Origin of the sequence: Colwellia sp. MB3u-4 (genome assembly GCF_014077065.1) — a bacterium.
Classification (GTDB): domain Bacteria; phylum Pseudomonadota; class Gammaproteobacteria; order Enterobacterales; family Alteromonadaceae; genus Cognaticolwellia.
In genome coordinates this window covers 397,414-409,363 of the sequence record NZ_JACGVE010000089.1, presented here as the reverse complement: position 1 = coordinate 409,363, position 11,950 = coordinate 397,414, and the positions used below count along the sequence as shown (strand labels likewise).

General features: G+C 39.7%; 11 protein-coding genes and 1 tRNA gene. 3 read left to right on the top strand and 9 right to left on the bottom strand.

Annotation, left to right across the window (positions count from 1 at the left end; translation table 11 throughout):
* Positions 1–427: 427 nt before the first annotated feature.
* Positions 428–503: transfer RNA gene (locus tag H4J61_RS17440), tRNA-His, on the bottom strand.
* A 293-nt stretch (positions 504–796) separates the two neighbouring features.
* Here H4J61_RS17440 and H4J61_RS17435 point away from each other — a divergent pair.
* Entirely contained in the window at positions 797–1,345 is a 549-nt protein-coding gene (locus tag H4J61_RS17435) for a DUF1285 domain-containing protein (protein ID WP_182186564.1), read from the top strand.
* 1 nt (position 1,346) lies between these two features.
* Here the strand turns inward: H4J61_RS17435 and hemN are convergent, their stop codons facing one another.
* From hemN to H4J61_RS17395, 8 genes are all read right to left on the bottom strand, one after another.
* Positions 1,347–2,717, bottom strand: a complete 1,371-nt coding sequence (gene hemN / locus H4J61_RS17430) for an oxygen-independent coproporphyrinogen III oxidase (RefSeq protein ID WP_182186561.1) — start codon at positions 2,715–2,717, stop codon at positions 1,347–1,349.
* A gap of 223 nt (positions 2,718–2,940) precedes the next feature.
* Entirely contained in the window at positions 2,941–3,435 is a 495-nt protein-coding gene (locus H4J61_RS17425; protein ID WP_182186559.1) for a DUF2489 domain-containing protein, read from the bottom strand.
* A gap of 9 nt (positions 3,436–3,444) precedes the next feature.
* Positions 3,445–4,017 carry a Der GTPase-activating protein YihI gene (yihI, locus tag H4J61_RS17420; protein ID WP_182137094.1) on the bottom strand — a complete coding sequence of 191 codons (573 nt, stop codon included), beginning with the start codon at positions 4,015–4,017 and terminating at the stop codon, positions 3,445–3,447.
* Positions 4,018–4,675: 658 nt separating this feature from the next.
* Positions 4,676–5,209: a VOC family protein gene (locus tag H4J61_RS17415; RefSeq protein ID WP_182137095.1), complete on the bottom strand. Its 534-nt coding sequence runs from the start codon at positions 5,207–5,209 to the stop codon at positions 4,676–4,678.
* A 162-nt stretch (positions 5,210–5,371) separates the two neighbouring features.
* Positions 5,372–7,165 carry a M61 family metallopeptidase gene (locus H4J61_RS17410; RefSeq protein ID WP_182186557.1) on the bottom strand — a complete coding sequence of 598 codons (1,794 nt, stop codon included), beginning with the start codon at positions 7,163–7,165 and terminating at the stop codon, positions 5,372–5,374.
* Positions 7,166–7,270: 105 nt separating this feature from the next.
* A complete protein-coding gene (purU, locus tag H4J61_RS17405; RefSeq protein WP_182137097.1) occupies positions 7,271–8,131 on the bottom strand; it encodes a formyltetrahydrofolate deformylase in 861 nt (286 codons plus the stop codon).
* 89 nt (positions 8,132–8,220) lie between these two features.
* On the bottom strand, positions 8,221–8,463 hold the full coding sequence (locus tag H4J61_RS17400) for a VF530 family DNA-binding protein (RefSeq protein WP_182186555.1): 243 nt from the start codon (positions 8,461–8,463) through the stop codon (positions 8,221–8,223).
* A 164-nt stretch (positions 8,464–8,627) separates the two neighbouring features.
* Positions 8,628–9,356, bottom strand: a complete 729-nt coding sequence (locus H4J61_RS17395) for a glutathione peroxidase (protein ID WP_182137099.1) — start codon at positions 9,354–9,356, stop codon at positions 8,628–8,630.
* A 362-nt stretch (positions 9,357–9,718) separates the two neighbouring features.
* Here H4J61_RS17395 and hutG point away from each other — a divergent pair, with 362 nt between their 5' ends.
* Together hutG and H4J61_RS17385 are read left to right on the top strand one after the other, a co-directional pair.
* Positions 9,719–10,531: an N-formylglutamate deformylase gene (hutG, locus tag H4J61_RS17390; protein WP_182186553.1), complete on the top strand. Its 813-nt coding sequence runs from the start codon at positions 9,719–9,721 to the stop codon at positions 10,529–10,531.
* Positions 10,532–10,543: 12 nt separating this feature from the next.
* On the top strand, positions 10,544–11,908 hold the full coding sequence (locus tag H4J61_RS17385; RefSeq protein ID WP_182186551.1) for a formimidoylglutamate deiminase: 1,365 nt from the start codon (positions 10,544–10,546) through the stop codon (positions 11,906–11,908).
* Positions 11,909–11,950: the final 42 nt, after the last annotated feature.

Here is an 11,950-nt window from a genome sequence, read left to right as displayed (position 1 = left end):
AATAAAAAATATAAAGCATGGATATTCATAAATATCGGCTTCGCTACGCGAAGCCTTATAAAGAGCTGATATAAACCCTCAATAATGAAAACTTACAATAATTAGTTTTCACACAGGCTGGGCTAGCACTTGACCTAAAGAACAATCAGTAGATAACTATAATGCGCACTTTCGAGACGTCTTCATTAGGAACGATATTTTCACTTTTCAGTAAAAAGCACAGGAACCAGACAGTAAATTCCCTAAACAGGAAAAGTTAATTAGTTCCGGTCGATGTTGAAGATATGAGCTGGAAGTTAGATGTACGTGTAAGTAATTAGACCTAATTAGCTTCAAATACTCACAGAATATGCACAGGAGCATTCATCAGAAAGTGCTAATTATAGTATGTGATTACCCAGAGGCTTTGAATCTAAAGGGTGAAGAATGGGGTGGCTAAAGGGACTTGAACCCTCGACAACCGGAATCACAATCCGGGGCTCTACCAACTGAGCTATAGCCACCACTGATATTACTGAAAGCGCCTAGTGGTAAGGCGCGAGGATTGTATTGCATTTTATAGTGACATGACAAGCAAAATATTGCCTTTCGACTCACTTTTGTTGAATTTTATGGTGCGGGTAAACAATTATCAGTTAGTATGATTGCTATTGAGTGCATTAGCGAAAAATTACGCTAGCGTCTAGTGATTTTAGACGCGGTAAATAAGCGAATAGCGACACTTACTTATGTGGCTATTTTAAGTTTTACTGTTAACTTGCTACCATTAGGTAAGTCAGTAATTAGGATAACTATTATGTCATTAGAAAAAATTTCTGCCCAAATTTCAGATTCACAACCGGGTAGTGTGAAAAAAGTGCCACCGGTTGAATTATGGGATCCTCCTTTTTGTGGTGATATTGATTTAGAAATAAAGTCAGATGGCAGTTGGTTTTACAACGGCACGGTATTTAAACGTTTGTCTTTGGTTAAGCTCTTTGCCTCAGTATTAAAAAAAGAAGATGAACGCTATTTTTTAGTCACGCCTGTCGAAAAGGTCGGCATCGTGGTTGCTGATGCGCCATTTATTTTAACGCAATGGCAATGGTTAGATGAGCAGAAAACAAGTATGCAAGTGACGACCAATTTAGACGACAGCTTTATCTTAAATGCGGAACATCCACTAGAAATCACTGAAGAGGGTAGTTTATATGTCACGGTCAGACGAAATTTGCAGGCAAAGGTGCATCGTAATGTTTATTATCAGTGGGTAAATTTAGCCCGTGAAGATAACGCCGGTCACGGCGCAGAATTAGTGTTTTTCAGCGCCGAACACCGATTTAGTTTAGGCCAACTAGAGAGCTAACTTAAATCACCCGTGAAAAGCGCTGTTGGTTTAGATTTTGCTTCATATAGGCATCAAAAGTCATACAAATATTACGTATTAGCAACCTGGCTTTTTGCTCAACTCGAATTTCATTAAGAGTAACAATGACTAACCCGTCATTAATGAAGGTTTGCAGCAAGGGTAAGTCTTCAGCAAAATATTCATCAAAATTAATAGCAAACTGTTGGCTAATTTTATTTTTATCGATATAAAGATTACACATTAACTCGCGAATAACTTCTCCACGAACAATATCATCCTGAGATAAGCTGACACCTTTTACCTGAGCGTGTGCTTGAGTTTCTATGGCTTGGTAATAGTGTTGTAGCACTTTGGTGTTTTGACTTAAGCTGTGGCCAATAGCACTAATTGACGACACCCCTAAACCGAGTAAGTCACAACCGCCTTTGGTGGTATAACCTTGAAAGTTTCGGTGTAGAGCACCGGACTTTTGGGCAATTGACAGCTCATCTTCAGGCTTAGCGAAGTGGTCCATACCGATGAAGTCGTAGCCAAAATTACACAGCTTTTCAATGGCTAGCTTCATCAAAGAAAATTTTTCATCTGCGCTAGGCAACCATTCATCTTTGAGTTTACGTTGGGCGGCAAAGCGAGAGGGAATATGGGCGTAACTAAATAATGAAATACGGTCGACATCCATTTCATGGGCTTTGTTTAGCGTCCGAGTGAAGGTCTCTATAGTTTGATGGGGTAGGCCGTAGATCAAATCGATATTAATGGCTTTGAAGCCAACTTGTTTGGCATGGGCAATAAATTTTTCAATAAACTCGGTTGATTGTACGCGATTAATGCTTTTTTGAACTTTGTCATCTATGTCTTGCACGCCAATACTTAAACGATTGAAGCCTAAACTATAAAGGTGCTCAGCTAAGTTTATTTTAATTTCACGCGGGTCTATTTCAATACTCATTTCAACTTGCGCTGCAAAGGTAAACTGCGCTTTTAATTCAGCCACTAGTTGGCTAATTTGCTCGTGTCGTAAAAAGCTAGGTGTGCCACCGCCCCAATGTAATTGCTTAACGGTATAGTCTTTAAATAACGGTGCTCTAGAGGCAATTTCTTGTGCAAGAAACTCAAGATAAGTGTTGGCTTTATCGCGATGACGGGTGACAACTTTATTACAACCACAGTAATAGCAAAGGCTATGACAGAAAGGAATGTGTACATACAAAGACAATTCACGGTTCGGTGATGCGACTATCGCTTGTACTAAATTTTCATGGCTAAATTGATCATGAAATTCCAATGCGGTTGGATATGAAGTATATCTAGGACCATGGGTGTTATATTTTTTTAAGAGTGTGCTATCAAAAAATTTAGCTGCTTGCATCAGCATTCCAGTTTATCTATTTGGCGCTATTATAGATAAACTAGCCGCGCAAACATTGATCAAGCTCAACGCTGACGGCTTCATTGTCACTTAGGGTTATTGCTACCCTGGCTTAACGGTGCAATTTTAACGGTGCAAGTTTAGCGGTTAGTGGCAAGCTAACCGTTTTATTATTTGAAGCTAAGTTTGATAAAGCCTAAGTTTGATAAAAGCTAAATTAAACCTAGGACTGGCTTAGCATGCTATTTCGTTCATTAGCATATTGGTGCAGTAGCTCGATATCTTGGCGAATATCTTCCACCATTTCTGCCTCAAGTTTCATGCGTTCTAAGTCAAGTCTCATGCGAGACTGTTTATCAAGTTTTTTACGTGCCGCTAAAATAGGCATATGTTTTATCGCTTCATAAAACTTGAATACGGCTGGAAATTGTACATTTAAGTCTTGGCTTAACTTTAATGAATCTAGCAATACACTTAAGCGCCAGCAACCTTCTCCCATGTCGCATTGTTCTTCTTTCATCGCGCGCACAATAATAATAACACTGGCGATGATTTTTTTATCGTGCTGTTGCAGGGCTTGTTGCTGCTCTACTTTTTTCTGCTCTTGCTCAAGCTTTTGTTGTTTTAATTGGCGTAGCAGCCTAGTGGCTACTGCTGCTAATACACCAATAATAACGATGGCTAATAAAGCTAGGTATATCCAAGGGTTGGATAGCATTAAATACTCCTATTCAAATTTTGATAAATCACTCTTATCGAACTTGTCCCATAAGTCATCTTCAGAGTCTGACTTTTTAGAGGGTGCTACAATTTCATCTTCATCATCAAGACCTAGTGCTTGACTAATTTTTTCATGCTGCTCCATTAGCGTATTGAAATAGCTAATATCTTCTGATGTTAGTTCTAGGTCATCATCTTGCTTCTCAAGTATTTCAAGCAATCTAGGGTCTTGTTCAATACGGCTTAATTGCTCGGCTAATGACTCACTAGCTTCAACGACACGAATTGCGGCAATAGGTGAGTTGTCTTGAACCTTTTTAATGGCTTTAGTTTTGATCGGTGCAGTCACTTGTTTGCCTAAATCAATAGGTGTTTTGCTACCAATGCGGGGATCTTTGTTTTTGGCAGAGTTCTGACCATGAGCCATGACAGGGCTAGCCTCTTTTTGGCGATTACCCGGCTCTTTACCGTTTGTTTTCTTTGCTCTGCGAGGTGTTGGTGCGACTAATTTTTTGTTGTCATCTTTAACGATGCCAAGAGAACCGGTACCCGGTTTGCGTGATTTTTTAGTACGAGACATAGTAATAACTTAAAATAATAAACAATTGCTTTCATTTTACGACATTCTACGCTAAACAGCGATAGAAAGAAAAAAAGCGACGTTAATAACGTCGCTTTTTGGAAGAAATGTAGCATAAGCTAACATTTATAGTTCCGACTCTTAAGTGGCTGTCCTAGCCTTTTGTTACGATCCATGTGAATTTTATAATTTTCAATTTTATTGTTATTATTATTTTGTACACAATTTTATTTTTTTCGGTCATCCTGACACTTTTTGGTGCTATCCCTGATGCCCTTTTGGGCTAAATATTTCAGTACTCATCCTGAGCTTTAGTAAACAATCCATATTTTAAATAATATACTGCGTTAATTAACGCTTATTGCTTTCCGTGCAAATACTATCCATTTTGTTGAGTGCTATCTATGTAGCTGGCCATACTGTACGTGAGTTGAGTAAAGCTTCAAGCTATTTTTTCGCTTATTTATTGCACTAAAGTCTAATGCTTAGCAAGTCTTTGTTTTTGATTGTAATTTTTTGTTAATAAATGTAATTTTATTTTTTAACAGAGAATTACATGGGTTAATATTTTATAAAAGTTGGCAAATAGCTATGTTTTTTCTCCCCCCTACTTACGAAATCTTTCGTTAGTAGGGGCTTGTAGCGCTGTTTTTATGCCTTAGTCGTCTAGTTGATGCAACCAAGCCGCATGTGTTGGCGCTTGTTTAGTTTGTGCCCATTCTTCAACCATTACTGCCGCTACCCGTTTAAGTTCTGCATATTGTTCTGTGGTACCGATATTGGCGGCTAATTCTAAGCGGTGGCCGTTAGGATCAAAGAAATAAATAGACTTAAATACACCATGATTAACTGGGCCTAAAACGTCTAGGCCGTGTGCTTGTAAATCGCTTTTTGCTGAAATTAAAGCATCAACATTTTCAACTTCTAATGCGATATGTTGTACCCATTCTGGGGTGTTTTCATCTCGGCCCATGTCAGGAGAATTGGGGATCTCAAAAAAGGCCAACACATTGCCCATACCCGCGTCTAAAAATATATGCATGTAAGGATCTGGCGCTTTTGTTGACGGCACCTCATTTTCGGCAATGGCGACAGTGAGTGCCATATTCAAATGTTTTTCATACCAATCGACGGTTTCTTTTGCGTCTTTACATCGATAAGCCACATGGTGCAAACGTTTTACATTAATCATAATATTATTACTTAAGTGAGTAGTTAAGCGAATGAGTTATTTTTTACCATAACTCGCATAATGCGGCCTAATTTTCTGGCGAGTTTAGTCGCTAAATGTTGTCAGCAATTACGTACGCTTTAGTTTACAACACGGGTTTACAACACCTGTTTACAAAGCTCATTACCCATTCGGTAAAATATGCTGCCAACGTTTTACTAAGTTGTCATCAACCACTTTAAAAGCGATACCCGCTAATGGCGAGTCAGTAACTTTCAATATTGAGCTTAGCAGTTGGTCATCACGAAAAAAATCACAGGTTAGCTCTCTGCCTGCCGGTAAGTGATCAAATAGGGCTTGTATGGATTGCTCAGTCATTTTGATTTTATCTATCGCGATCAGCGTGTCGTTGACCGCTATACCTGCTTTGGCTGCGGGTGAATTTTCCAGTACTTGCGTAATGGTTAAGCCAAAGCCTTGTCCTTTATATTGTGCACCTAAATAACCCTGGTAATGCATTTCAGACGTGGTTTCTACACTGTTTAATTTTTTGAATTTTTGTTTTTGCAGTTCAACGCCGTACGTTGCCAGTTCAGCGGTTAAATCAATACGCTCATTGCTGTATAAATAGTGCTTAAAGCTTGATGAAATATCTTCACCACAGAGCAGGTTAGCAATGTTAATAAAGTCAGCTTCACTGGTACCGATATTGGTGCGACCAAAGTGAATCCATAACTCTCGCATTAAGGTGTCTAAACTATGCTGGTTGTTTGATTTACGGCGAATAATTAAGTCTAACCATAAAGCAATTAAAGCACCTTTGGTGTAATAACTAACAATGTTATTCACCGCATCTGGGCCTTGTTGATAAAACTTGGTCCAAGCATCAAAACTTGAAGCCGTGACACTTTGTTTTAATTCACCACTACCGCGATAAACTCGTGTGGCTGTTTTCGCTAATATAGTTAAATAGTCTTCAAAGTTAATTAAGCCGGTACGATACAGTGAAAAGTCATCGTAGTAAGATGTTATCCCTTCAAAGGCCCATAACTGTTGGGTGTAACTTTCTTTTTGTAAGTTGTAAGGGACAAATTCTTTCGGTTTTATGCGACAAACATTCCAAGCATGAAAATATTCATGTGAACATAAGCTTAAGAAGCTTTTATAATCCTCATTTAGCGCGGTTGCTGTTTGTTTTGGATTGGGTAAGTCGAAGCGACTGGCTTGTAAAATAGTAGAGTTTTTGTGTTCTAAGCCACCAAAACCATTCGCTTGTAAATGAATGATAAACCAATATTCTTGAAAAGGTGCTTCACCAAATAAGCTAATGTGATGTTGGCATAACTTGCTAATATCAGCAGCCAAACGCTGAGTATCGCCATAGTGTTTACTGGTAAATACTAAATGGTGCACTACCCCTTCTACCGTAAATTCAGTGCTGTCAAAGTCACCGATAGCAACTGGGCAGTCGATTAAATGTTGGTAATTATCGGCAATATATTGACCAAATTGGTATTTTGTCGTGGCTTGCGCTCGTGGTAAACCCGTCGCCACTCGCCATTGACTATGTTCAGCTAACGTTGAGGGATGAATGATGAGCTCACATGCTTCCTCACTTAACTCTTGTACTTGCAAAAAGGTTGAGCTGCCATTGAAAAATCCGCGCTGGCTGTCTAGGTAAGCCGTGCGTACGGATAAGTCAAAAGCGAAAACTTGATAGCGCACTTGCACCTGTTCATTGCTGGCCTGCAATGACCAAGTTTGTTTATCAACTTTACTTAAGCTTATGGCTTGCTCATTGCTGTCAAAGGCGCAAATTTCGGTAATATTTTTGGCAAAATCGCGGATCATGTAACTGCCGGGTAACCAGGCGGGTAAAGATAAAGTGTAGCTTTGGCCTGGGGTACTTTTAAATGACAATAAGACCTCAAATAAATGACTATTTGGGTTAAGAGGGGAAATTTGATATTGGATCATATTGGCGCACAAATGTTGACAAGATATTTGTGCTCCAATGTAGCAGAGTTAACTGAATAAAACAGCTTGAAAATAAGCCTTAGCGACTAGCTATTGCACTGGCGATTAACTTAAAATAACGGTTTTATCTTTATTGATGCAGATACGTTGCTCAGCATGCATTTTTACGGCATTACATAAGGCGATGGCTTCTAAGTCGTGGCCCAAATGAACCATGTGCTCAATGGTAAAAGCATGGTTAATCGGTTTTACTTCTTGAACAATAATCGGCCCTTCATCTAGGTCTGCAGTGACATAATGTGCGGTAGCGCCAATGATTTTAACACCACGTTTGTGCGCTTGATGATAAGGCTTTGCGCCTTTAAAACTGGGCAGAAAAGAGTGATGAATATTAATCGCTTGGCCACGTAAGCTCCGACAAAGCTCGTCTGACAATATTTGCATATAACGGGCAAGTACCAATAAGTTACCATTATACTGCTGATAAATAGCTAATAATGCCTGCTCTTGCTGTGCTTTATTATCTTTATTGACCGGTAAGTAATGAAAGGGAACATTATGCCATTGGGCCAGTGCCTGACAATCTTGATGGTTTGAGGTAATAGCGACAATATTGACCGGTAACACACCCGCTTTCCATTTGGTTAATAGTGACACTAAGCAGTGATCATCTTTAGACACGGCAATAACGACATTAGGAAAATTCTCTTTTTCTCTAAGTTGATAATGCATATTTAACGGTTTTGCTAATAAATCAATGGCTTGTCTGAATGCTGAAAAACTGACAGTCAGTTCTCGATCATCAAAAGCAATGCGTGAAAAAAATGTATCTGTATAGGGATCACTGTATTGGCTAGTTTCAGTAATAAAGGCCCCGTGTTCGAATAAACTCTGGCTGACTTTTGCCAGTACGCCTGAAGTATCAGGGCACTGCCAAGTAAGAATATAGTGATGGATTTTTTTCATGCGGTAGACGTTATTGTGGTTATATCTCAGCAGTTTGGCATTTTATTGTCATCTTGTTCAATACTTTTGTGCGATATGCTTATGCTATTTCAAACCGAATCGGCTTCGTCATCAAGTTTGGTTTTGTGTTGAATATAAAGTGCTTCAACCTTTTCTCTGGCCCAAGGGGTTTTTCTGAGAAACTTCAAGCTTGAGTTAATGCTAGGATCATCAGTAAAGCAACGAATTTTTATTTCTTTACCGAGATAATCAAAACCAAAATGATCAACTAATTGAGTAACGATAATTTTTAACGTGACTCCGTGCAGTGGGTTGTAGGGTTGGTGATCCATATTGTTGGCCTTAACAGTTTTAAGCACTATTCTATCATGACGTAGGCTAATGCCTACTGGATTAATGACACTATTAGTGACGAAAGCAAAAAATAAAAAACGACGCTAAGGCGTCGTTTTTTAATCGTTAAGCCAAATTCAATGGCTTTAGTCTGGCGTCACTATTAATTCAAGTGAGCTGCCAATGCTTCGCTGCCACCAATATGTTGTCCGTCGATAAAAATTTGCGGTACTGTGTCTGCATGAGTTAGCGCTTTAAACATGGTTAAGTTAACATCTTTACCTACTTCTAACTCTTCAAATGTTAAGCCTTTTTCATTTAACAAGGCTTTTGCATTTTTGCAATGTGGGCAACCCGGCTTACTAAAAACCACAATCGCTGATGTTTGACAGGCTGACGGGTTAATATGATTTAGCATAGTGTCGGCGTCAGATACTTCAAATGGGTCACCTGGTAAATCAGGCTCAATAAACATTTTTTCAATGACGCCATTTTTAACTAACATCGCATAACGCCAGCTACGCTTACCAAAACCTATAGCGGCTTTATCAACTAACATGCCCATGCCATCCGTAAATTCGCCGTTGCCATCAGGAATAAAGCTAATGCTGTCTGCATTTTGGTGTTCTGCCCAAGCGTTCATCACGAAGGTGTCATTGACTGACATACAAATAATTTCGTCAACACCATTGTTAAACAGTTTTGGCGCCAATTCGTTATAACGTGGTAAATGTGAAGATGAACAGGTCGGTGTAAAAGCACCGGGTAGCGAAAAAACCACTACCGTTTTATCACTAAAAATTTCGTCACTAGTGCGCGTTGTCCACTCGTCATTGGCTCTTAATGTGAAGGTAACATTAGGGACTTTTTGTTGCTCTTTGTTTTCTAACATAATGGCTCCGTTTATAGTTTCTAAAATAATGTTGTCACTGACTATGTTGCTATTATTGAACAAGTCCAACTTTAAATAAAGTGATTAATAGTGCACTTCATGATTGATAAAATCGATTAATGAAATCAATGGATAAAAGTTGCCACTAATATTAAGCAATTTTAGCGACTGGCATCAATAGATTTAATCAGGCGGCTGTCATTATCTGCACGGGTCAATTTTCACTTATCAATTTGTACTGGTCAATTTGGCAAAGATGGCCTAAATGAATTCGATGCTATCAATAGAAATAATTTCCTGTTTTATCGGCAAAGTGGTAAATTAACCGCAATAAAGTTGTATATACAATTTGAGGGATTTAGATGTCAAACAGTTACACCTTAATTAAAGGCTCTGTGCCTTTACTCATCAGCATGCCACACAATGGCGAAGAAATACCCGCAGATATTGCGAAGGTGATGACCGCTAAAGGGCGTGAAGTTGCCGATACTGACTGGCATATGGAGCGTTTATATGCCTTTGCAAAAGAGCTTGGCGCTTATATATTAATGCCTAAATATAACCGTTATGTGATTGACTTAAATCGTGATCCTGATGGTGTTGATTTATACCCAGGTGCAAATAATACTGAACTTTGTCCCACCACAGCATTTGATTTATCACCTTTATATCAAGCAGGCTGTGCACCGAGTGCTGAACAAATAGCGGCTCGCGTTGCCGATTATTGGCAACCTTACCATCAGGCCTTAAGCTCAACCATGCAAGCAATAAAAGCTGAATTTGGTCAAGCTGTTTTGCTTGAGGCACATTCTATTCGCTCGCATGTGCCTAGATTTTTTCAGGGACAATTACCTGATTTTAATTTTGGTAATGCCGATGGAAAAAGTTGTGCTCCTGAACTCATGGCCGCTTTAGCGGATCTAGATTACGCACCTTACACTATGGTTTGTAATGGTCGCTTTAAAGGCGGTTATATTACGCGGGCATTCGGTCAACCTAATAATAATTTTCATGCTATTCAATTAGAGCTTTCACAGCATACCTATATGAATGAGCAAGCCATGACTTATAACGAAAGCTTAGCCTTGCAAGTGCAGCCTAAACTTGCCGCCTTGGTTAATACGCTGATAAATTTTACTGCCATTAACACCATAAGCCAAAACGCCACTGAGTAAGGGAAGGTATCGATGAAACTTTTTGCTAAAAAAATCTTATTAGCTGATGGTTGGGCTAACGAGCAAACGTTGACGATTGAACAGGGCGTGATTACTGATATTACCGCCGGATATATCGCCGGCGCGGAACGTGCTAATGGTGTGGTTATACCGGGTATGGTCAATTGTCACTCTCATGCTTTTCAACGGGCTTTTGCCGGTTTTAGTGAACAAGGCAGCGAAGGTCAAGACAGTTTTTGGACTTGGCGTAATATTATGTATAAATTTTTGGGGCAATTAAGCTCAGAAGATGTTCAGGTAATTGCGCGCCAGCTTTATATTGAAATGTTGAAAATGGGTTACACCCGTGTTGCTGAGTTTCATTATCTTCATCATGATATTGACGGCCAAAATCATCAAAACCTCGCCATTATGGCGCAAGCTATTTTTGCCGCTGCTGAGCAATCGGGTATTGGTTTAACATTATTACCTGTGCTGTATAGATTCAGCGGCTTCGGCACACAGGCCGCTACTGACGGACAAAAGCGCTTTATTAATTCAGTTGAGCAGTTTAATGACTTAGTCACTGATTGTTTTGCGCTCGCCAAATCACAAGCTAATTGTAATGTCGGTATTGCGCCACATTCTTTACGCGCGGTTGATAAAAATTCGCTCTTAGCGGCAGTGGCTCATGTCAGAGCACTTGATGCGCAAGCGCCGATTCATATTCACATTGCCGAACAGCAAAAAGAGGTAGCAGACTGCTTAGCTCATTATGGTCAACGGCCAGTGCAATGGTTACTCAATAATGCAGATTTAGACCAGCATTGGTGTTTAATTCACGCCACACATATCGATGAACAAGAGCGCAAAGGTATTATTGCTAGCCAAGCAATAGCCGGAATTTGCCCAACCACAGAAGCTAATTTAGGTGATGGTATATTCCCGACCAGTGAATTTTTAATAGACAATGGCACCTTTGCTATTGGCTCAGACAGCCATATTTCGGTTAATCCAATCGAAGAATTACGCTGGCTTGAATATGCTCAACGCTTAAGTAAGCAACAACGCGCCCTGTTAGCCAACAGCGAGCAAAAGTCTGTTGGGCTTAATTTATGGCAAAAAGCCGCCGCTGGAGGCGCACAAAGCACTAACAGTAATACCGGCGCATTAGCTATGGGTAAGCAAGCTGATTTATTGGTCTTGGATGACCGCCAATTACGTTTATTTGCCCATGACGATATTCACTTACTCGACAGCGTTATTTTTGCCAGCCAAAGTAACCCGGTTTTAGATGTGATGGTCAATGGTCATTGGGTGATCCAAGGCGCAGAACATGCCTTAGAGCAGGCGAGTGCAGATAGTTTTGCGACCTTATTAGCTAGGCTTTCAGCTTAATTATTTCGCTTAACGTTAACTAGGCGATTAACTAGGCGATTA